Genomic DNA, 21,741 nt, shown 5'->3' on the forward strand with positions numbered 1-21,741 from the left:
CGGGCCGCGTCGCCGTCGAAGAGGTTTGACGCAGCCAGACGGCGATCGGTTCACCCACAGTCGGACGAATCTCGCCGCCTGGCGCTCCTCATCAAAGTCCCGAGAAGCGGCGGGTCCGGCCCTCGACTCCAACCTGGCGGTCCGTGTCCGCCCGCCGCACCGCGCCGGCAATACCCACCAATAGGGATGAACAGGGCACAAGAGTGCTCTGACAATCCGCAAGAAGTGAGGATTTCGGTTGCTTGAGCAGCCAAGATCCTCACTTCCTGCTCAGAAGCAGCGGCGGCAGCGGAAGCCCGAAGCTCGACAGCCGGCCAGGCCGGGCCCGGATCAGGTCGGCAGCAGGCGTTCGATGAAGTGCTGGAGCTGCTCGACGTTGCGGCACTCGACCATCTCGTCGACGAAGTCCGCGTAGGCCCCGGTGGCCGAGTCACCGGACCCCCAGTAGCTGCGCGGCTCCGGGTTCAGCCAGTAGGAGTGGCGGGCCTGCCCGCACAGCCGGCGGAAGACCGCGGCCGAGGTCGCGCGGTAGTTGTTGCGTGCGTCCCCGAGGATGAGCAGGGATGTCCGCGGGCCCACCGCGTCCGGGTACTTCTCGGCGAACACGTCGATGGCGTGGCCGTAGTCGCTGTGGCCGTCGAACCAGACCAGGTCGGCCTCGGCGGCGATCCGGGCCATCATGTCGCCCAGGTCGAGACCACGCAGGAACCGGGTGACCTCGTCGGTCGTGTCGATGAACGCGAAGGCGCGGACCTTGGAGAACTGCTCCCGCAGCGCGTGGGTGAGCATGAGCGTGAAGTGCGCGAAGGAGGCCACCGATCCGGACACGTCGCACAGCACGACCAGTTCCGGCTTGTGCGGCTTGTGCGGCCGGTGCTTGGTCTCCAGCGGCACGCCGCCGGTGGCCAGCGAGGCCCGCACCGTGCGGCGGAAGTCCAGCCGCCCGGTGCGGCCGAGCCGGCGCTTGGCGGTCAGCCTGGTCGCGAGGCGCCGGGCCAGCGGATACACCTGACGACGCAGCTCCACCAGGTCACGCTGCGAGGCGCGCAGGAAGTCGACCTGGTCCGCGAGCGGCTTGACGGCGGAACGCTCGACCGCCTCAAGCCCCCGCTCCTCCGCCATCCGCCGCCGCACCTCGGAGGAGATCATGTCCTCGAAGGCCTTGATCCGGTCGGAGATGGTCTGGCGGGCGATCCGCTCGCCGAGCCCGCCGCGTTCCTCCTCGCCGAGCATCGCGGCGAGCAGGTCGGCGATGAGCGTCTCCGGCGACATCGCGCGCAGCACCCGGTAGATGAAGTAGCTGCGCTGGCCGGGGCCGTTCTGCGCGGCGCCGAAGGCGGTGACCGAGCGGCGGGCCAGGTCGCGCAGCCTGTCGTCGTCTCCGTCGAGCAGTGCGTCCCGCAGCTGGTCGCGCATGGCGCGGCGAAGGGCCTCCAGCTCCTGCGGGGTCAGCTCGGGCGCCGGACCGTTCGCGCCGTCGGCCGACTGCCCGGAGCCGGACATGTCGCCGGAGTCGCCGAGCGCGACACCGTCACCGATCCGCGGCGGGAAGTACAGGTCGAACAGCGAGTCGAAGGCGTTGCGGTACAGCGGCCGCTTGCACATGGTGGCAGCGAACGCGGCCCGCACCGCCTCCCGGTCGGCCCACCCGACAGCGCCGACCGCCCGCGCGGCGTCGACCGTCTCGGCGCTGCTCACCGGGACGTTCGCGCGGCGCAGGGCGGCGGTGAACGCCACGGTGCGGTCGAGCAGGTTCATCGGGACCTCCCGGTCCGGGGCCGGCCGCCCGCTGCGTGTCGGCGCCGAGCCTGATTCAGTTGGCGCCGAGCTTGAGCTGGCTGATGGCGCGAGCCTGGTCGCTGGCGTGCTTGAGGACCACGCCGAGAGTCGAGGTGACGGCGGCGTCGTCCATGGTGTCGAAGCCCAGCGCGAGAACCGTCTGGCCCCAGTCGATGGTCTCCGCGATCGACGGGGCCTTCTTCAGCTCCATCGCCCGCAGCGAACGCACGATCCGCACCAGGGACTCGGCCATCCGCTCACCGAGCTCCGGCACCCGGGACAGGACGATCTCCTTCTCCCGGGCAGCCGACGGGTAGTCGAGGTTCAGGTAGAGGCAGCGGCGCTTGAGCGCCTCCGACAGCTCACGGGTCGCGTTCGAGGTGAGGATGACGAACGGCCGCCGGGTCGCCTTCAGGGTGCCCAGCTCCGGGATCGTCACCTGGAAGTCGGACAGCACCTCCAGCAGCAGGCCCTCGACCTCGACGTCAGCCTTGTCCGTCTCGTCGATGAGCAGGACCGTGGGTTCGCTGCGCCGGATCGCGGTGAGCAGCGGGCGGGAGAGCAGGAACTCCTCGCTGAAGATGTCGTCGTGGGTCTCGCGCCAGGTGGCGAGACCGGCCGACTCCCCCGCGGCCCCGGCAGCCCCGGCGACCCCCGCCGCGGCCTCGGGCGCCAGACTGGCGCCGGCCTGGATGCGCAGCAGCTGCTTCTTGTAGTTCCACTCGTAGAGCGCCCGAGCCTCGTCGAGGCCCTCGTAGCACTGCAGCCTGATCAGCTCGGCACCGACGGCGGTGGTCAGCGCCTTGGCCAGCTCGGTCTTGCCGACACCGGCCGGCCCTTCGACCAGGAGCGGCTTACCCAGCCGGTCGGCGAGGAAGACCGTGGTGGCGATCGCCTCGTCGGCGAGATAACCCGTCTCCCGGAGCCGCTCCTGCACATCCGCGACATCAGCGAACGCGTATCCCTGCGACGACATGGCCACCTTCCGGTCCCGGTGCCTGGTAGTACCCACTGTCCATAGTGCCAGTGGTTGGCACCACATGACGGATTGACGACGGATGACGGCCTTGCGGAATTCTCCGGACCGCACCGTCGGGCCACCATCCCATCGCCTTCCGCACCCCCCGTCACCTGCGGAAACCTTTCGGTCACCGAGGCGGAACGGGGCCGGACCGCCTACACGAGATGGCCGTCCCCGATGCCGACCCAGGTCGTCGAGGTGAGCTCGGGAAGCCCCATCGGCCCGCGCGCGTGCAGTTTCTGGGTGGAAATACCGATCTCCGCGCCCATCCCGAAACGCTCGCCGTCGGTGAAACGGGTCGAGGCGTTCACCATCACCGCGGCGCTGTCACAGCCCGCGATGAAACGGCGGCTCGCCGCCAGTGACCGGGTGATGATCGCCTCGGTGTGACCGCTGCTCCACCGCCGGATGTGGTCGACCGCCTCGTCGAGGGAGCTGACCACCCCGACCGCCAGGTCCAGCGAGAGGTACTCGGTCGCCCAGTCCTCGTCGGTGGCCGGCACCGCCGACGGGTCCACCGCACGCACGGTCTCGTCGCCGTGCACGGTCACCCCCGCGTCGCGCAGCGCCGTCAGCACCCGCGGCAGGAACTCCGCGGCGATGCCCGCGTGGACGAGCAGCGTCTCGGCCGAGTTGCACACCGAGACCTTCTGGGTCTTCGCGTTGAGCGTGACGGCCAGCGCCGTGTCAAGGTCGGCGTCGACATCCACGTAGACGTGGCAGTTGCCGACCCCGGTCTCGATCACGGGGATCGTCGACTCCTCGACGACCGTGCGGATCAGGCCGGCGCCGCCCCGCGGGATGAGCACGTCCACCAGCCCGCGCAGCCGCATCAGATGCTTCACGGACTCGTGGTCGGCACCCGGGACCAGCTGGACCGCGTCGGCCGGCAGCCCGGTGGCCACCGCGGCCTCGCGCAGGACGTCCACCAGGACCCGGTTGGAGTGCAGCGCGGAGGCGCTGCCGCGCAGCAGAGCCGCGTTGCCGCTCTTGAGGCACAGCCCCGCCGCGTCGACCGTGACGTTGGGCCGCGCCTCGTAGATGATCCCGACGACGCCGAGGGGGACCCTGACCTGCCGCAGCTCCAGCCCGTTGGCGAGCACCCGGCCGCGGATGACCTCACCGACGGGGTCGTCGAGCGACGCCACCTGTCGCAGCCCGTCGGCCATCGCCTCGATCCGCGACGGTGTCAGCGTGAGCCGGTCCACCAACGCGTCGGACGTCCCGGCCGCCCGTGCGGCGGCGACGTCCACGGCGTTCGCGGCGAGGATCTCGGTCTGGCGTTCGAGGAGCGCACCGGCCATGGCGAGCAGGGCGGCGTCCTTGGCCGCCCGCGGGAGCGGCGCGAGCGCGCCGGCGGCCTGCCGGGCTCGCACCGCACTGGCTCGGACGTCCTCCGCCGAGGTGTTCATGACCGCATTCCTTCCAGGAAGTCCGCGACATCCGACGCCGACGCCGACCCGGGCCCGGCGTCATCGGCGGCATCGGCGTCGCCGACGCGGCCGCACGCCGTCGACGACGAGGCTACCGGCGTCCGGCGCCCAAGGACCCCGGACCCGCGTAACCAGTTGGTCAGGGGGTGGGCCGGACCTCGGCCGGCGGCGATCCGCGTGATCAACGGCAGGTGACCGGCCGCAGGTGATCAGCGACAGACGGTCGGCGACAGACGGTCAGCGGCGGGCGAGCAGCAGCACGAGGTCGTCACGGTGGACGACCTCACGCTCATAGGACGGCCCACGCTCGGCGGCCAGCTCCATCGTCGAGCGGCCGAGCATGCCCGGCAGTTCGGTCGAGTCGAACTCGACGAGGCCCCGCGCGACCGGACGCCCGAGCGGATCCACCAGGTCGACCGGGTCACCCGCGGAGAAGTCGCCCTCGACCCGGGTCACCCCCGCGGGCAGCAGCGAGGCCTGCCGGTCCACGACCGCGGCCACGGCACCGTCATCCAGGTACAGCCGCCCTTCCGGGGCGGTCGCGTACGCGAGCCACTGCAGGCGCGAGGCCCGCCGTGGGCCGGTCGGGTGGAAGACCGTCCCGACCTCCTCGCCGGCCAGTGTCTCGGCCGCGAGCGCCGCCGAGGTCACGATGGTGGTGACACCACCCGACGCCGCCATCCGAGCCGCGTCGATCTTGGTTGCCATACCGCCGACCCCGACGCCGGCCGTGCCCGTGCCCTGCGCGGTCAGCCCGTCGAGATCGGCGTCCGACCGGACCTCGCGGACCATGGCCGCCGGGCCCAGCCGCGGGTTCGACTCGTACACGCCGTCGACGTCGGAGAGCAGGACCAGCACGTCCGCGGACACCAGGTGGGCGACGATCGCGGCCAGCCGGTCGTTGTCGCCGAACCGGATCTCCTGGGTGGCGACCGCGTCGTTCTCGTTCACGATCGGCACCACGCCCAGGGCCAGCAGCCGATCCAGGGTGGTGCGGGCGTTGCGGTAGTGCGTGCGCCGGATCACATCGGTCGCGGTGAGCAGGACCTGGCCGACCCGGTAGCCGGCCCGGCCGAACGCTCCCGCGTAGCAGTGCACGAGCGAGCTCTGGCCCACGCTCGCCGCGGCCTGCAGGGTGGCGAGGTCCCGGGGCCGCCGGGAGAGCCCCAGCGGGGCGAGCCCGGCGGCGATCGCCCCCGAGGACACCAGGACGAGCCCACCCTCCGGACCCGCCCGGCCGACGACCGCCGACACCAGGGATTCCACCCGGGCGACGTCCAGACCGCCGGCGGCGGTGGTCAGCGACGACGATCCGACCTTGACGACGATCCGGGACGCGTCGGTGACGAAGGCGCGCGGCATCATCCGGCCCCTAGCCACGCTCGGGGTCGTCATCGAAGCCGTCGAGGCTGTCGAAGCCGTCGGCGTCATCGAAGCCGTCGGTATCGAAGCTGTCGGTCTCGTCGAAACCCTCGGCCGCGTCCCGGCGGGCCGCCCGCTCCGCCCTGGTCAGCCGCTTCGACGTCCGAAGCCGCAGGTCGGTGCCGCGAGGACCGAGCTGGACGTCGGGCACCGCACCGGCACGCAGCCCGGTCCGGCCACCGCCCGGGATGCCGCCGGAACCACCGACGGTCGCGACGGTCGGCGCGGCGACCGGCTCGACGAGCCCGTAGCCGTCCGCGCTCCCACCGCTTCCGCCGCCCGCGCCCTCGAGCAGCAGGGCCTCGCGCCCGGACAGGGTCGGCTCCCAGTCGAAGGTCACATCGCCGATGGTGACCTCGACCCCCGGGACGGCGCCGCAGCGGGCCAGCTCCTTCTCCACCCCGAGCCGGGCGAGCCGGTCCGCGAGGTAGCCGATCGCCTCCTCGTTCGTGAAGTCGGTCTGCCGCACCCAGCGCAGCGGCTTCGGACCCCCGACGACGAAGCCGTCGCCGACCGCACGCACCGTGAAGTCGGGTTCGTCCACCGCCCGCGGATGCAGGACCACCCGGGCGGAGCTGCGGCTCGGCGCCGCGGCGCGCAGGCTCGCGACGAGCTCCGCGAGGGCGAGCGACAGGGCGCGCACACCGTGCCGGCTCGCCGTGCTCACCGCGAAGACGGTCAGCCCACGGGCCTGCAGGTCCGGCGTGACGAGCTCGGCGAGGTCGGCGGCGTCCGGCACGTCCACCTTGTTCAGGACGACGAGCCGGGGACGGTCGGACAGGTCGGTGGTGTAGGCGGCGAGCTCCGCCTCGATGATGTCGAGGTCGGTCAGCGGATCACGGCCCGGTTCGAGCGTGGCGCAGTCGAGAACATGAACGATCAACGAGCAGCGCTCGATGTGGCGGAGGAACTCCAGCCCCAGCCCGCGGCCCTGGCTCGCGCCCGGGATCAGCCCGGGGACGTCCGCCACGGTGTAGGGCGGGTGGTCACCGGCCTGGACGACACCCAGGTTCGGCACCAGGGTGGTGAACGGGTACTCGGCGATCTTGGGGCGGGCGGCGCTGAGGACCGAGACCAGCGAGGACTTCCCCGCGCTCGGGAAGCCGACCAGCGCGACGTCCGCGACGCTCTTGAGCTCCAGGACGGCGTCGAGCTGCTCACCGGGCTCACCCAGCTCGGCGAAGCCGGGCGCCTTGCGCCGGGCCGACGCCAGGGACGCGTTCCCGCGCCCACCGCGCCCACCGCGGGCGAGGACGTAGCTGCTGCCCGGGCCGACCAGGTCGATGAGCTCCTCGCCGTCCGGCGAGATCACCACCGTGCCGTCGGGGACCGCCAGCACGAGATCTTCGCCGTCCGCGCCGTGCCGGTTCGAGCCCTGGCCCGGACGGCCCCCACCCGCCTTCTGATGCGGATGGAAGTGGAAGTCGAGCAGGGTGGTCACCCCGTGATCCACCCGCAGCACCACGTCACCGCCGCGGCCCCCGTTGCCCCCGTCGGGGCCGCCGAGCGGCTTGAACTTCTCGCGGTGGATCGAGCAGCAGCCATGGCCGCCGTCACCCGCTGCGGCGTGCAGAACAACCCGGTCGACAAACGTCGCCATGGTCAGCCATCTCCCTGCTCCCCGCCCGGCCGCGGGACCACACGAGAACGCCGCGCGTACCACCTCCGGTTCGGCGGTGATACGCGCGGCGTCCTGTGAACAACTACATCTCAGACAACTACTGCGGCCGTGCCGTCAGGTCAGGCGCTGACCGCGACCTTCTGCTCGCTCTGCTCGCCCTGGACCGCGACGATGCTGATGACCCGCCGGCCACGCTTGCGGCCGAACTCGACATAGCCGGGAGCGAGGGCGAACAGCGTGTCGTCCTTGCCGCGACCGACCAGGTCACCGGGGTGGAAGTGGGTGCCCCGCTGGCGGATGATGATCTCACCGGCCTTGACGAGCTGCCCACCGAAACGCTTGACGCCCAGCCGCTGCGCGTTCGAGTCACGGCCGTTGCGCGAGGAGCTCGCGCCCTTCTTATGCGCCATCTCGTCAGGCCTTCCCCGTCTCGATCCCGGTCACCTTCAGGCGCGTGTACTTCTGGCGATGGCCCTGGCGCTTGTGGTAACCGGTCTTGTTCTTGAACTTGTGGATCCGAATCTTCGGACCCTTGACGACTTCGACGACCTCGGCCGTGACCGCGACGGACGCAAGCGCGTCAGCGTCGTGGGTGACCGACTCACCGTCGACCAGGAGCACCGCCGGAAGCTTCACGGCCGCGCCTGGCTCACCGGAGAGGAGCTCGACGTCGACGACATCGCCGACGGCGACCCTGTGCTGCTTGCCGCCGCTGGCAACGACCGCGTACACCAGATCTCCCTGCTGTTGGATCCCGCATGGACCGCTCTGGCGGTCCGCCACGTCTGCTCACGGTGCCCGGCGCTGGCGTCAGACCACCATGCCACCCAGCCTGCCAGGCCTCTGGAGCACTCGAAGCGCCCAGAACATCCCGGAGCCGGGGACCATGCTGACCGCGCGACATCGAACCCGACGGGGCTCCGAACCTGACAGGGTCTTGCAACCCGACAAGCCTGGGAGCCCGACAAGGGCGACATCGCGAGCACGCGCCTGTCCCGTGTCCGTCCACCTTACAGGTCATCCGCGCGGGGGTGAGAAAGGCCCGCGCCCGGAGGCCCGATTTCACCCGACCGACCCCTGGACAGGACCCCCGAACCCCCGAACAGGACCCCCACCCGACCATCGAAAGTCAACCAGTGGCCGACAGGAGGACACGGGAAGACACAGGCAGAGCTGGGCATGGGCGATAGACAGCCACCGAAGAGGCCATCCCGGCCATGACTCGGACGGGCCATGGCCGCGCGCCGTGGGCACGGCGAACATGTGGGGTCCCCCGCAGCGGGCGCTTCCGCCGCGGCGCGGTCCACAGCCGCCGTGCGAACCCCACGGCCAAGCAGAAGGAAGAAGACCTTGACCTGGCAGCACGTGACGTGGGCGGCGAGCGTGGCCACCGTCACGGCGCTGCTGGTCGTCTGCGGCTTCCTGCTCACAGCGGCTTCCGGCCGCCGTGCCGAGGCGGCCAGCGGCGCTGCCGCGGCCGGCACGCCTGCCGCGGCCATCGGCGTGCTGTCCATCGTGGTCACGCTGGTCACCGCGGAGCTGGTCTTCACCGACCTGATCGATCCCCCGGCCTGGGCCAAGGCGGTGTGGGCGCTGCTGACAGCCACGGCGGCCGGCTGTCTCGCGGTATATGGGCGCGGCCTGGCCAGGCCCGTCACCGCCAGCACCGTCACCGCCAGCACCGAGCCGGCCGCGACCGCACCAACGATCCCGGCCATCCCGGCTGACCCAGCTGCCTCGGCCTCGGGGACTCCGGCCGATGAAGGGCGCCCGCTCGATCCGCTCTCCGCTCAGGACGATCTGGTGCAGACCCTGGTGGTCGCCTCCTACGCGCTGCAGATGGGTGACGAGCCCCGCGCGCGTCAGGCGCTGGACGGCGCGCTACGACGGTCCCGCGCGACCCTGGACGAACTGGTGCGCCAGCGCGGCTGCCACGGCTTCGTCCGGGCCACACCCGCGGCCGTCGGTCGGGACCTGTCGCCGCTGTCCTGAGTCCGCGGCGGGCCGCAGGCCAGCCGGCCGCGATTCGCCGGCCAGCCGAGATCGTGGCCGCTCGCCGCGGTGACCGTGCCCCCGAAGGCCCACGATGCACCAGGGCACGGAAGCCCTGCGCGGAAAAGAAAGAAGCGGCTGGGCGTGTTCCGCGCGGACACGCGGGAACACGCCCAGCCGCTCTGGTCAGCTTCCGGCCGCCTCGGACGGCTGGAGGGATTCGGCCGGCTTCGACACCGGCCGGGAGGCCCGGCGCCGCCTGGTGCGTGCCGGCTTCTCCGCGCCCTGCGAGGCACTCGCCCCGTTGGCCGCCCCGTGCAGAACGCTGTCCGGATCGTCGGTGTTGGCGAAGACGGTGCTCTCGCGCTCGCCGGATCCGGTGAGCACCACCGGGCCGCTCGACGCGCCGACCGCCGCGAGCTCGCCGTGGCCTTCGGCCGTCGGCGCCGCTTCCGGCCGCACGGCCTCGTGACCCGGCACGGAGACCTGGTCGGCGGCACCGGCACCATGCGCGCCGTCGGGTGACGCCGGCTGCGCCGCCGGGACCGCGGACGGCGTCGCCGTCTCCACGTGCCCGTCAGGCGATGCCGGCACCGCGGCGGTGCCGGCCGCGACCAGGGCCGGGCCGCCGCTCTTCGCCGCCTGCCTGCCCCGACGCCCGGCCGGAGCGCTCGCCTGCGCGGGCGGTGCGGGCACCTGCTGGGGTCCCGCGTGCGCGTGGGCACCGTCCAGGTGAATCGTCACGCCGCGCCCACTGCAGTGCGCGCAGGGCTCGCTGTATGCCTCCAGCAGGCCCTGCCCCACCCGCTTGCGCGTCATCTGCACCAGACCAAGGCTGGTCACCTCGGCGACCTGGTGGCGGGTCCGGTCCCGGCCGAGGCACTCGGTGAGCCGCCGCAGCACCAGTTCGCGGTTGCTCTCCAGCACCATGTCGATGAAGTCGATGACGATGATGCCGCCGATGTCGCGCAGCCGCAGCTGCCGGACGATCTCCTCCGCGGCTTCCAGGTTGTTCTTGGTGACCGTCTCCTCGAGGTTCCCGCCCTTACCGGTGAACTTCCCGGTGTTGACGTCGATGACGGTCATCGCCTCGGTGCGGTCGATCACCAGTGAGCCACCTGAGGGCAGCCAGACCTTGCGGTCCAGCGCCTTCGCGAGCTGCTCGTCCACCCGGTACTCGGCGAAGACGTCGCCGGTGCCGACATAGCGGCGGACCCGGTCCCGCAGGTCGGGAGCGACCGTGTCGACGTACTCCTCGACCGTCGCCGCCTCGGTCGAGCCCTGGACGATCAGCTCGGTGAAGTCCTCGTTGAAGACGTCCCGGATGACCCGGACCACGAGGTCGGGCTCCCCGTAGAGCAGCGATGGCGCGCTCGCCTTCTGCGCCTTGCGCTGGATGTCCTCCCACTGCGCGACCAGCCGCTCGACATCGCGCTCCAGCTCGGCCTCGCTCGCACCCTCCGCCGCGGTGCGGACGATCACTCCACCGTTCTCCGGGGTGATCTTCTTGAGGATGCTCTTGAGCCTGGCCCGCTCGGTGTCCGGCAGCTTGCGGCTGATGCCCGCGTTCTGCCCGTCCGGCACGTACACCAGGTAACGGCCGGGCAGGCTGACCTGGCTCGTCAGCCGGGCGCCCTTGTGCCCGATCGGGTCCTTCGAAACCTGGACCAGGACCGACTGGCCGGACTTCAGCACCTGCTCGATCTTGCGCGGACGCCCGTCGAGGCCGGAGGCGTCATAGTTGACCTCACCGGCGTACAGGACGGCGTTGCGGCCCTTGCCGATGTCGACGAAGGCCGCCTCCATGCTGGCCAGCACGTTCTGGACCCGGCCCAGGTAGACGTTGCCCGCGTACGAGGTCGAGCTCGCCCGCGTCACGAAGTGCTCGACCAGGACGCCGTCCTCGAGCACCGCGATCTGGGTGCGGTCGCCGTGGTGCCGGACGACCATCCGCCGCTCGACCGACTCACGCCGGGCGAGGAACTCCGCCTCGGTGACGATGGGCGCACGGCGACGGCCGCTGTCCCGGCCTTCCCGCCTGCGCTGGCGCTTCGCCTCCAGCCGGGTCGAACCGCTCACCCCGCGGACGAGGTCGTCGTCCTTACGGGTCTCACGGACATGGACCACGGTGTTCGGCGGGTCGTCCGCCATCGGTGCGGCCTCACCGACCCCGGACCGCCGCCGCCGGCGCCGCCGCCGGCGGGAGCCACCGGCCTGCTCGTCGTCAGCGCCGTCGTCGGAGCCGTCGTCAGCGGAGTCGTCCGAGCCGTCCTCGACGGTGTACGCGGCGTCCTCGTCCGCGTCCTCGTCGGCGCCGTGCTCCGCCTCCGCGTCCGCGGCGCCCGAGCCGTCGTACGACCCGCGCGTCCCGGTGCGCCGGGAGCGGCGACGGCCAGGCGTGACCTCGTGCTCCTCCGCCTCCGCGTGCTCCCGGTCCTGTTCGTCCGGTTCGCCGCCATCGTCCTCGGAGGTCTCGCCGAGCTCATCCTCGCCTCGGGCCCGGCCGCGACCGCGGCGGCCACGGCGACGGCGACGGGTTCCACCGAGGCCGGTGTCGTCGGCGTCCGACTCCAGGTCCGTGTCGGCGGACACGAAGGCATCGTGCTCGAACGCGTCCGGCTCGTCCTCCGGAGCCGCGTCGGTGGCGGCGAGCTCATCGAGGTCGGTGAGCTCCTCGGTGGCCACATCGTCGGACGTGGAATCGCCCTGCGCCGCGATCGCGCCACCGTCGCCAGCCCGGCCCGGGCCGGTCGGGGGTGCCTCGTCGCTCGTGGGCTCACTGCGGCCTCGGCGGCGCGTCCACTCCTCGAGCGCGGCCACCTCGGGCTGCTGGAACATGATCATGGCAACCGGTCGGCGTGCCGGTGTCTTGGCTGCCGCGGCGGGGATCTCGGCCTCGGCGCCGCTGGTCCAGGTCGGGGTGACCGGCCGCGAACGCCGACGCGCCGGACGCTGGGCCGCCTCCCCTGCCGTGGCCGGCTGCGGACCAGCGGCCGCGAACGCGTCCGCGGCCGGAGCGGCCGGACTCGCGGTGGCCGCAGGAGCGGTCGTGTCGCCACTGGCGCCGGCCTCGCCGGGCCCGGCCTCGCCGGACTCCGCCTGCGCGGCTGGCCCCGGCTGGACCACCGAAGCGGTCACGGCGTCGGTCGCGGCCGGCGCCACGGACTCGTCGGCCGGGCCGCCCTCGCCCTCGCCCGCGGGCGCCTCGGCGCTGATCGGTGCGCCGGTGCTGACGGTCGGATCGGTACTGACGGGCGCTTCGGTACCGGCTGTGCCGACAGCGCCGACCGGTGCGGCCGGCTCGGCGACCGCGGATGCCTCGGCATCCGACGCCGCCACCGCGTCGGACCCGCCGCCCGATGTCGCCGACGGACCGCCGGCGGCCAGCTCGGACGGCTGGGCCGGTTCCACCGGCTCGACCTTCGTGGCGGTGCGACGAGCACGGGAACGTCGGGGCTTGGTCGCGGCGGGGGCGACCTCACCGCGCTCCGTAGTGTCAGCAGACGCAGTGTCAGCAGACGCCTCGGAAGCCGCGGATGACTCGGGAACCGCGGACGACTCGGGAACCGCGGACGACTCGGACGCAGCGACAGTCGCACCGTCGGTGGCCTTGCCGCCGTCGCCGCCCGCGGGCAGCTTGCTCGTGCCCGCTTCGGCAGTGCCCGATGACCGGGCTGCTCGACGGCGGGTCCGGGTCGGCTTCTCGGCCACGACGACCGGTGCGGCATCAGCGGTCGGACCCGCTCCGATATCAGCGGTCGGACCGGCTTCGATGGCGGCGGTGGAGGAGGCGGACGTGGCGGCCGGGTCGGAAGCCGGGGCGGGCCCGGCGGCCTGGTCGGCTGCGGCGGCCGGGTCGGCGGAACCCACCACGGCCTCGCTGACCGCGCGGGACGCCCGCCGCGGCCGGGTGGCCGCGCGTCGCGCCGGCTTGGCTGGCGCCGCCTCCGGCACCGGGCCTGCGGTGTCCTCGGCTGGCTGGGATGGTGCCGTCGGCGTCACCGCGGCATCGTCGGCCGGAACCGACACCACGGGCTCGGACGGCGAGATGGCCGCAGCGGCCTGGCCGGCAGGCGCCGCTGCGCTGGACTCCCCGGAGCCGGTCGGGACTGTCTCCGGCTCGGCTGCGGGTACGGGCACGGCCGCTTCCGGTGGCGGCCCGGCGGGCCGGCCGGCGGCACGCCGTCGACGTGTCGGCCGCACGGCTGCGGACTCGGACGCGGTCTGCTCTTCGGTGGTCTGGTCTTCGGCGGGCACGGGTTATAAAGCCTTTCGGGCTCCCGGGCGCGCTGCGTCAGCAGTCGCGACCGCGCAGAAGCCGCTGTCTCGGTCCGACGGTTCGCACCGCCGGCAATCCTGCGACACCCTCATCACGCTTCGAGTCGACCTGCCGGCCGGGCAGCCTCATCGCGGTCCGGCGCCAGCGGGTCCGCCAGCGTTCCATCCTCGCGCAATCGGCCCTGTTCGAGCCGTGTCGGCTCGGGTGGCACCGGAACGCTGAGAACAGCGACCGCGGAAAGGGCGGTCAGCACATCGTCGGGTCGAACGGCGGGCGTCGTGTGCCGTACGACCACGTCCAGTATCGCACAGGTGTCGTTCTCTGCACGGCAAACGGCCCAGACCACGGCCCCGCGCACATCAACTTCACGCTTGCCGTCCTTGGTCGCCCGCTCGACGACCAGCGATTCCCGCGCCAGGAGCGCAGGAACGGCCACGCCCAGTTCCGCCGGAGCCACCCCAGGTAGCCGAAGCTGCCAGCGTGAGGCGTCGACGCGGTCGGGAAGCGCCCGCCCCTGCGCCTCGACACAACAGACCACATCGAGACCGGGCGGAAGTGCCGCGTCCAGCGCTTCGTGCACCCACCTCGGAGTGACCGGCGCGGAGAAGGCGATCTCGACGTACTCCGCCTCGCTGGCCGCACCGGTGGGCGCGGCACCAACCCAGGAGAGCCGGGGATGGGGGCTGAAGCCGGCGGAGAGCGCGACCGGCAGCCGCGCCCTGCGCAGGCCACGCTCGAAGGCCCGGGCGATGTCGCGATGCGAGAGGAAGCGCAGCCTTCCCCGCTTGGCGAAGCGCACCCGGATGCGTGCCACCACCGGGGGCGGCGGTGGGCCCTCAGGTTGACGAGGCACGGGCCGGCACCATGCTCGAAGGGGAGGCAACCGAAGGGGAAGCGTCCGAGGAGGAAGCGTCCGAAGGTGAGACAGCCGAGGCTGTTGCGGAGGCGGCCGGGGCAGGGGTGCTCGCCACCGAGACCACCGGGAGCAACGTGCGCCCGGTGGGGCCGATCTCGTTCGCGGTGCCCATCGTCGGGCAGACACCGCAGTCGTAGCAGGGAGTCCACCGGCAGTCGTCGAGCTCCGCCTCGCGCTGCGCGTCCTGCCAGTCGGCCCACAACCAGTCCCGGTCGAGACCGGAGTCGAGATGGTCCCACGGCAGGACCTCGCGCTCGTCGCGCTCCCGGGTGGTGAACCAGTCCAGCGAGACGCCCAGCGGGCCCAGCTCCGCCTCGCAGGCGGCCTCCCAGCGCGCGAACGAGAAGTACTCGCTCCAGCCGTCGAAGCGGCCCCCCTCGCGCCACACCCGCTCGATCACCCGGCCGACCCGGCGGTCGCCGCGGGCCAGCAGGCCCTCGATGATGCCCGGGCGCCCGTCGTGGTAGCGGAACCCGATCGCCCGCCCGACCTCACGATCGGCACGCACGGTGTCCCGCAGCAGCTTGAGGCGGTGGTCGGTCACCTCGTACGAGGCCTGACCGGCCCACTGGAACGGAGTATGTGATTTGGGGACGAATCCCCCGATCGACACGGTGCAGCGGATGTCACGGTGACCGCTGGCCTTCCGGCCCGCCCGGATGACCTCGCGGGCGAGGTCCGCGATCTCCAGCACGTCCTCGTCGGTCTCGGTGGGCAGACCACACATGAAGTACAGCTTCACCTGGCGCCAGCCGTGCGCGTAGGCCGTGCTCACGGTGCGGATGAGGTCCTCGGCGCTGACCATCTTGTTGATGACCTTGCGCAGGCGCTCCGAGCCGCCCTCCGGGGCGAAGGTGAGGCCGCTGCGCCGACCGTTGCGGGAGAACTCGTTGGCCAGGGTCACGTTGAAGGCGTCCACCCGGGTCGAGGGCAGGCTCAGCGACGTGTTCGTGCCCTCGTAGCGGTCGGCCAGCGCCTTGGCGATCTCGCCTATCTCACTGTGGTCCGCGCTGGACAGTGACAGCAGACCGACCTCGGAGAAGCCCGAGGCAGCGAGCCCCGCGTCAACCATCGCCCCGACCGTCGCGATGTTGCGCTCCCGAACCGGCCGGGTGATCATGCCCGCCTGACAGAAGCGACATCCACGGGTGCAACCGCGGAAGATCTCCACGCTCATCCGCTCGTGCACGGACTCCGCGAGCGGCACCAGCGGGGACTTCGGATACGGCCAGGAGTCGAGATCCGTCAGCGTGTGCTTGGACGGGCGGGCCGGGATGTCGTCACGGGTGGGTGTCACCGCGGCGATCCTGCCGTCCGGCCGATAGCTCACGTCGAAGAAGGCCGGCACGTAGACCAGGCCGAGGCGGGCCAGCCGGAGCAGCAGCTCACCACGCCCGCCGGGCGAGCCCTCGGCCTTCCACGCCCGGGTGACGTCGGTGATCCGCAGGACGGCCTGCTCACCGTCGCCGAGCACCACGGCGTCGACGAAGTCCGCGATCGTCTCGGGGTTGAACGCCGCGTGGCCACCGGCCACGACCACCGGCGAGGTGTCGCCCCGGTCGGCGGCGTGCAGCGGGATCCCGGCCAGGTCCAGCGCCGTGAGCAGGTTCGTGTAGCCGAGCTCGGTGGAGAAGCTGACCCCGAACAGGTCGAAGTCACCGACGGGGCGGTGCGCGTCCACCGTGAACTGTGCGATGCCGTGCTCACGCATGAGCGCCTCAAGGTCCGGCCAGACCGAGTACGTACGCTCGGCCAGGACGTCCGGCTGCTCGTTCAGGATCTCGTAGAGGATCTGCACACCCTGGTTCGGAATGCCGACCTCGTAGGCGTCCGGGTACATCAGGCACCAGCGGACGGTGGTGTCGTCCCAAGGTTTGACGACCGAGTTCCCCTCACCACCCACGTACTGGACCGGTTTCCGGACCCGTGGGAGCAGTGGCTCCAAGAGAGGGAACAGCGACTGTCCGGGCATGTCCGCGAGCCTACGGCACCACGCCGAGGCTCGGCCGGGCCCCGGCGACGCACCTTGTCGCGGCCCGCAGGCCTGCCCGGGAGATGACCCGGGACACCCTCAGAGCGCGTACGGGTCCGACCTGGAACGTAGACGGACATTCTGGAGCAAACCAACCGCGACCATGTTCGCGAACATCGACGAGCCACCGTAGGACAGGAACGTCAGCGGTAGCCCGGTCACCGGCATCACGCCCAGACACATACCGATATTGACGAAGATCTGGAAGGTGAACCAACAGACCACACCGGTGGCGATCAGCGCTCCGAACGAGTCCTGGGACTGGAACCCGATCGTGAGCGCTCGCCAGAGCACCACGCCCAGCAGCACGATCACGCCGCCGGCGCCGAGGTACCCGAGCTCCTCCCCCGCCACGCTGAAGACGAAGTCGGTCTGCTGCTCGGGCACGAACTGGCCCTGGGTCTGCTGGCCCTCGAACAGCCCCCGGCCCGTGACGCCCCCGTTGGCGATCGCGGTCATCGCCTGGTCGACGTTGTAGCCGCTGGACGACGTCGCCTTGTTCTCCGAGACGAACGAGGTGAGCCGAGCCTCCTGGTAGGGCTTGAGCAGGTGGAACTGCAGGATCGCGCCACCGAACAGCACCCCGCACAGGACCAGCCCGAGAACCCAGCGCCGCGGCGCGCCGCTCACCGCCAGCATCCCGAGAGTCACGAACACCAGCACCATGACCGTCCCGAAGTCCGGCTGAAGCATGATCAGCCCCATCGGGATGACGGCGAGGCCCAGCACGAGCAGGACATCACCATGCCCCGGCTCGCCGCGGCGGATGCCGGTGTGCCGGTCCTCGTGCTTCTCGCCGAGGATCATGGCCACGCCGACGACGAGCGCGACCTTCGCGAACTCCGACGGCTGCAGCTGGAACCCGGCTGGCAGCACGATCCACGAGTGCGCGCCGTTCACCGTGGTGCCGACGAGCAGCACGGCCACCAGCCCGACGAGCGAGCCCAGGTAGACGAACGGCGCGTACGCCCGCAGGATCCGGTAGTCGACCACTGTCGCGGCGGCGCCGAGCACCAGGCCGATCGCGAGGTTCAGCAGGTGGCGTTTGAGGAAGGTCTGCGGGTCGCTGCCCGCTTCCTCCATCCGCTGCCGGGTTGCCGACCAGACCAGCAGCGCACCGATCAGGGCGAGCGCGACCACGCTGATCTGGAGCGGCCAGTCGAGGCGCCGCAATGGCGAGTGCCGCCCGGAGGCCCGATCCCGCAGCTGCCCGATCCGCCCCCGGACGAGGACCGGGGACGACCGCAGCGCGGTGGGGCCGGGGTCCTGCGTCATCGCCCCTCCCCTGGGTGGCAGTCGACGTCGGCGGGTTGTTCGTGCTGGTGGCGATGATCGGCGTGGGTGCGTGCACGCACGCGTGCACAGGCGGCTGGCGCGCGAGCGCCCACGGTCACGGCGGGGAACGGCCCGCGCCGCCCGCGGCGGACGTCGCTGCGGCCGGCCCGGTTCCGCTGTGGGCGGCCGGCCCCGAGGCAGGCCACAGCGCGGGCAGCACCGCGCCGGGCGCGGCCGCCTCGGGGCCTGCCACACCCGGTGCCACCGCACCCTGGACCACCGCACCCTGAACCACCGTGCCCTGCCCAGCCGCGCCCTGCGCCGACGGGGCCGGGCCGGCGGTCGTGCCCGCACCACCGCCGAAGCTTCCGTCCCGGCCCAGCTCAGGCAGGTCGGCGGGCGGCACGCCGCCGGGCAGTGCCGCTGGCTGGCCGACGCCGTAGAGCGCCTTGTAGATCTCCTTGGCGACCGGCGCCGCGTACTCCGCACCGGTCCCGGATTCCGGAATGCTCACCACGACCACGAACTGGGGATCGTTCGCCGGGGCGAACGAGGCGAACCAGGAGGTGTCGCCCTTGCCCTCGACCTCGGCGGTACCGGTCTTGCCCCCGACCGGTACGAGATCGCTGGGCCAGTCCGCGAACACACCCGACGCCGTGCCACCGGCCTCGGTGGTCACACCCTGCAGACCGCCCCGGATATAGGCGAGGATCTCCGGCGAGACGGGCAGATGGCCGGTGACGGTGGGCTCGATGAGCTTCGTCCGCTTGCCGTCCGGGGAGATGGTCGCCTTCGCGAGCGTGGGCTGGTAGATCGTCCCACCGTTTGCGATGGCCGCGTAGGCGGTGGCTAGCTGCAGGGGGCTGACGGAGAGGTACTGGCCCTGGCCGATGGAGAACTGCACGGCCGCACCGGCGTTGTAGAGGTAGCCGTCGACGCAGGCCTCGGCCGCGTACTTGCGGTACCGCTCCGCCTTGACCGGGTCCGGTTCCTCCGGATAGCCGTTCTGCGCCCGCCGGCAGTACGACTCCTTCAGCTCCTCCCAGATCTTCTTCGCGTCCGCCCGGTCGACGACGGCGCCCGAGGTCTCCCCGGGCAGGTCGATCCCGGTGCGGCTGCCGAACCCCATGGCCTCGGCCATGTGGACGAAGTACTCCTTCGGTTCCGGGTAGGGGCCGCGGCCGTTGCGCAGACCGCCGTCGGCGACCCAGGCGTCGTAGGCGAACTTGTCGAAGATGACGTCGCAGGAGATGACCAGCGACTGGTGCAGCGTGATCGGGCCGGCCGACGACCCGTCGAAGTTGTGGAAGATCTGGTCACCGACCTGCAGCGTCGGCGCGCAGTCGAACTTCTCGTCGCCCTTGGCGCCCATCTGCTGCATCGCGACCGCGGTGGAGACGACCTTGAACGTCGAGCCCGCCGCGGCCGAGCCCTGGTAGGCACGCGACAGCAGCGGTGTGCCGTTCGCCGGGTCGGACAGCGCGGAGTAGTCCTTCTGGGAGATGCCGCCGACGAACACCGACGGGTTGTAGGTCGGCAGGCTGGCGAGCGCGACCACGCCGCCGGTACGCACGTTCAGGACGACGGCCGACGCCGCCCTGGCGCCACCGCCGAGCGACTCCAGCGTCTTCCCGAGCGCCTGCTCGGCGGCCCGCTGCACGTCGAGGTCCAGGTTGAGCACCAGGTGGTCGCCACTGACCGGGTCCGTCGTGGAGGCGGTGCCGGCGACCCGCCCGAACCGGTCCACCTCCAGGCGCTCCACGCCGTCCGCCCCGCGCAGCGCGTCGTCGTAGGTGTACTCCAGCCCGGAGACACCGATCAGGCTGTTGAGGTGGTAGCCCTTCTCACCGCCCTGGTCGTCGAGCTGGTCCTGGGAGACGGGCGCGAGGTAGCCCAGCTCGTGGGCCGCGAGCGAACCGTTCGGGTACTCGCGGACGGCCTGCAGATCCGCCGACACCCCGGGGAAGCGGTCCGGATGCTCGATCACCGCGAGCGCCTGCGCCGAGGAGACGTCCTTCGCCACCGGAACCGGCTGGTAGGGGGAGCCGTTCCAGCACGGCGCCTTCACCGTGGCCGAGCAGAATCGGATGCGCTGCTCGATGTCGGCCCGCGGCGTGCCGATCACGGTGGCGAGTCGGTCCAGGACGGCCCGGCCCTTGTCGGACTGCCGGTCGATGGTCGACCGGTTCACCGAGATGACCAGGGACGTGCGGTTCCGGACCAGCGGCTGCCCCTGGTCATCGACGATCATTCCCCTGGTCGCCGGGGTGACGACCTCCCGGACCCGGTTCGTCTCGGCGACCCTGCGGTACCGCTCACCGTCGAGGATCTGCAGCACCCACAGCCGGGCACCCAGCGTCACCAGCAGAGAGAGAACGAGCACTCGCAGGATGAGCAGCCGGATCCGCATCCGGTCGTTCACAGCCGCCCCCGATCCCGGTGCAGGCGGCGGGAGGCTGCCGTGGCGATCGGGAACAGGAACGGGGTCACCAGCAGCGCGTAGAGACCGGCGGCGGCGGCCCGCTCGAGGGCCTGGGCTCCGGTGAGCGCCGCGTCGCCCAGGATCGCGGTCGCCGCCGCGTTCCCGAGGGTGCCGAACACCGCCGCGGCTCCCACGGTGGCGAGCGGAACGGTGATCGAACGCTCCGCCGCGTTCATCACCAGGCCGGCGAGATACCCGACCAGGCACAGCACGAGGGCCGTCTGCCCGAGCACATGGGTGGACATCAGATCGGCCAGCAGCCCGATGACGAAGCCGAGCACCGCGCCGAGCAGCGGGCCCTCGATCAGCGCGATGATCGCCAGCAGCACGATCACCAGATCGGGGCGGCCAAGCGGGGCGCCGAGCCGGGCCACCACCGACACCTGCAGGACGACGGCGACGGCCAGCAGCGCAACCGCGGCCGCGAAGGCACGCGGATGCAGCCGTTCCTCGGAGAACCCGCCATCCCACACCGCCGCGTCACCCCGCGCCCTGGGCCGCCGGGGCTCCCCCACCGGCCGGGGCCTGCCCGGCCGGCGTCTCACCGCTCTGCGCCTGGCCGGCGGGCGCCTGCCCACTCGGCGCCTGGCTGTCGGTGGAGCCGGCCGCGCCGGAGTCCGGCACCGCGCGGGGCGGGAGCACCCGGTCACCCGGGTCGGTGGCGGGGCCACCGACGATCACGCCGACCAGGTCGAGCGTGCCGATTGAGACGAAGGGGCGGACCTCGGCGGTACGAGAGAGGCCACCGACATCCACCACCTCGGTCACTTCGCCGATCGGCACTCCCGCCACGTAATCGAGACTACCAAACGTAACCAATCGGTCACCCTTTTGCACCTGGTAGGAGGCGTCATAGAGGGTGAAGGTCAGAGTGGACGGACCCTGGCCACCGGCGACCGCGCCGAGCAGCTTGGTCTGCTCCAGACGCGCGCCGATGCGGCTGCTCGGATCGCAGATCAGCTTGACGACCGCGGTGCTGTCGGTGACCGACGTGACCGTCCCGACCAGGCCGGCCGCGTTCACGACCACCTTGTCCACGGCGAGGCCGTCGCGGCGGCCGGCATTGATCGTCACCGTCCAGTCCATCCCGGTGACGTCACCGACCGCGATGACCCGGGCCGGCACGATCGTGTACTGCCCCTTGTCGGCGAGCAGGCGCAGGTCCGAGAGCTCACCGGCCAACCGGTCGATCTCGGCGTCGTCGGAGATCTGCCGACGCAGCTGCGCGTTCTCCTCGGTGAGCCGGTCGGCGCGATCGTGGTAGCGGTTCGGGTGGGTCAGCGACGACACGGTTCGGCCGACCGGCCGGGTCACCGTGGTCACCGCGTTCTCGACCCCGCCCACGATCGAATGCAGCACCCCCCGGGCACCGGGCGCCGAGTCGCTGGTCCGGTAGTCGAGCGTGATCAGCGTGAACGCGAGGACGAGCAGGACGGCGATGACGAGACGGGAGCGCCTGGTGTCACGTCCCACGTCGGTCCTCCATCGC

Annotated in this window: 15 protein-coding genes; 1 reads left to right on the forward strand and 14 read right to left on the reverse strand. The window is 71.9% G+C overall.

Going from position 1 to position 21,741, the window contains the following annotated elements:
• Nucleotides 1–330: 330 nt before the first annotated feature.
• The 7 genes from AWX74_RS01985 to rplU all read right to left on the reverse strand — a co-directional run bounded on the left by AWX74_RS01985 (nt 331) and on the right by rplU (nt 8,008).
• Nucleotides 331–1,758 carry a vWA domain-containing protein gene (locus AWX74_RS01985; RefSeq protein WP_091270893.1) on the reverse strand — a complete coding sequence of 476 codons (1,428 nt, stop codon included), beginning with the start codon at nt 1,756–1,758 and terminating at the stop codon, nt 331–333.
• A 55-nt stretch (nt 1,759–1,813) separates the two neighbouring features.
• Complete coding sequence (locus AWX74_RS01990; RefSeq protein ID WP_091270895.1) at nt 1,814–2,755, reverse strand: AAA family ATPase; 942 nt, start codon at nt 2,753–2,755, stop codon at nt 1,814–1,816.
• Nucleotides 2,756–2,955: 200 nt separating this feature from the next.
• Complete coding sequence (locus AWX74_RS01995) at nt 2,956–4,212, reverse strand: glutamate-5-semialdehyde dehydrogenase (RefSeq protein ID WP_091270897.1); 1,257 nt, start codon at nt 4,210–4,212, stop codon at nt 2,956–2,958.
• 258 nt (nt 4,213–4,470) lie between these two features.
• Nucleotides 4,471–5,595: a glutamate 5-kinase gene (gene proB / locus AWX74_RS02000; RefSeq protein ID WP_091271140.1), complete on the reverse strand. Its 1,125-nt coding sequence runs from the start codon at nt 5,593–5,595 to the stop codon at nt 4,471–4,473.
• A 10-nt stretch (nt 5,596–5,605) separates the two neighbouring features.
• Nucleotides 5,606–7,255, reverse strand: a complete 1,650-nt coding sequence (gene obgE / locus AWX74_RS02005) for a GTPase ObgE (RefSeq protein ID WP_091270899.1) — start codon at nt 7,253–7,255, stop codon at nt 5,606–5,608.
• Between the two features lie 140 nt (nt 7,256–7,395).
• Nucleotides 7,396–7,686 carry a 50S ribosomal protein L27 gene (gene rpmA, locus AWX74_RS02010; protein WP_054566916.1) on the reverse strand — a complete coding sequence of 97 codons (291 nt, stop codon included), beginning with the start codon at nt 7,684–7,686 and terminating at the stop codon, nt 7,396–7,398.
• 4 nt (nt 7,687–7,690) lie between these two features.
• Nucleotides 7,691–8,008, reverse strand: coding sequence for a 50S ribosomal protein L21 (gene rplU / locus AWX74_RS02015; protein WP_006543759.1), 318 nt, complete (start codon nt 8,006–8,008; stop codon nt 7,691–7,693).
• Nucleotides 8,009–8,626: 618 nt separating this feature from the next.
• On the opposite strand from rplU, the gene AWX74_RS02020 reads away from it, so the two are divergent.
• Entirely contained in the window at nt 8,627–9,268 is a 642-nt protein-coding gene (locus AWX74_RS02020) for an MFS transporter (RefSeq protein WP_091270901.1), read from the forward strand.
• Nucleotides 9,269–9,454: 186 nt separating this feature from the next.
• Here AWX74_RS02020 and AWX74_RS02025 read toward each other — a convergent pair whose 3' ends face one another.
• The 7 genes from AWX74_RS02025 to mreC all read right to left on the reverse strand — a co-directional run bounded on the left by AWX74_RS02025 (nt 9,455) and on the right by mreC (nt 21,725).
• Nucleotides 9,455–12,679 (reverse strand): Rne/Rng family ribonuclease, encoded by a 3,225-nt coding sequence (locus AWX74_RS02025; RefSeq protein ID WP_091271142.1) that lies wholly within the window; start codon nt 12,677–12,679, stop codon nt 9,455–9,457.
• Nucleotides 12,680–13,638: 959 nt separating this feature from the next.
• Entirely contained in the window at nt 13,639–14,400 is a 762-nt protein-coding gene (locus AWX74_RS02030; protein WP_091270903.1) for a TIGR03936 family radical SAM-associated protein, read from the reverse strand.
• A complete protein-coding gene (locus AWX74_RS02035) occupies nt 14,384–16,435 on the reverse strand; it encodes a TIGR03960 family B12-binding radical SAM protein (RefSeq protein ID WP_091270905.1) in 2,052 nt (683 codons plus the stop codon). Before AWX74_RS02035 ends, AWX74_RS02030 begins: the two co-directional genes overlap by 17 nt.
• Nucleotides 16,436–16,534: 99 nt before the next feature.
• Complete coding sequence (rodA, locus tag AWX74_RS02040) at nt 16,535–17,770, reverse strand: rod shape-determining protein RodA (RefSeq protein WP_054566911.1); 1,236 nt, start codon at nt 17,768–17,770, stop codon at nt 16,535–16,537.
• A 115-nt stretch (nt 17,771–17,885) separates the two neighbouring features.
• Nucleotides 17,886–20,192, reverse strand: coding sequence for a penicillin-binding protein 2 (gene mrdA, locus AWX74_RS02045; RefSeq protein WP_091270907.1), 2,307 nt, complete (start codon nt 20,190–20,192; stop codon nt 17,886–17,888).
• Nucleotides 20,189–20,725 carry a rod shape-determining protein MreD gene (gene mreD / locus AWX74_RS02050; protein WP_091271144.1) on the reverse strand — a complete coding sequence of 179 codons (537 nt, stop codon included), beginning with the start codon at nt 20,723–20,725 and terminating at the stop codon, nt 20,189–20,191. Before mreD ends, mrdA begins: the two co-directional genes overlap by 4 nt.
• Nucleotides 20,726–20,732: 7 nt before the next feature.
• Nucleotides 20,733–21,725 (reverse strand): rod shape-determining protein MreC, encoded by a 993-nt coding sequence (gene mreC / locus AWX74_RS02055; protein ID WP_091270908.1) that lies wholly within the window; start codon nt 21,723–21,725, stop codon nt 20,733–20,735.
• Nucleotides 21,726–21,741 lie beyond the last annotated feature (16 nt).

It is taken from the genome of Parafrankia irregularis, from assembly GCF_001536285.1.
In the GTDB taxonomy this organism is placed as follows: Bacteria; Actinomycetota; Actinomycetes; order Frankiales; family Frankiaceae; genus Parafrankia; species Parafrankia irregularis.

What these genes read in the sequence shown, in the direction of transcription:
- AWX74_RS01985 (WP_091270893.1), bottom strand. Translation starts at nt 1,758, where the DNA reads ATGAACCTGCTCGACCGCACCGTGGCGTTCACCGCCGCCCTGCGCCGC.
- AWX74_RS01990 (WP_091270895.1), bottom strand. Translation starts at nt 2,755, where the DNA reads ATGTCGTCGCAGGGATACGCGTTCGCTGATGTCGCGGATGTGCAGGAG.
- AWX74_RS01995 (WP_091270897.1), bottom strand. Translation starts at nt 4,212, where the DNA reads ATGAACACCTCGGCGGAGGACGTCCGAGCCAGTGCGGTGCGAGCCCGG.
- proB (WP_091271140.1), bottom strand. Translation starts at nt 5,595, where the DNA reads ATGCCGCGCGCCTTCGTCACCGACGCGTCCCGGATCGTCGTCAAGGTC.
- obgE (WP_091270899.1), bottom strand. Translation starts at nt 7,255, where the DNA reads ATGGCGACGTTTGTCGACCGGGTTGTTCTGCACGCCGCAGCGGGTGAC.
- rpmA (WP_054566916.1), bottom strand. Translation starts at nt 7,686, where the DNA reads ATGGCGCATAAGAAGGGCGCGAGCTCCTCGCGCAACGGCCGTGACTCG.
- AWX74_RS02035 (WP_091270905.1), bottom strand. Translation starts at nt 16,435, where the DNA reads ATGCCCGGACAGTCGCTGTTCCCTCTCTTGGAGCCACTGCTCCCACGG.
- rodA (WP_054566911.1), bottom strand. Translation starts at nt 17,770, where the DNA reads ATGACGCAGGACCCCGGCCCCACCGCGCTGCGGTCGTCCCCGGTCCTC.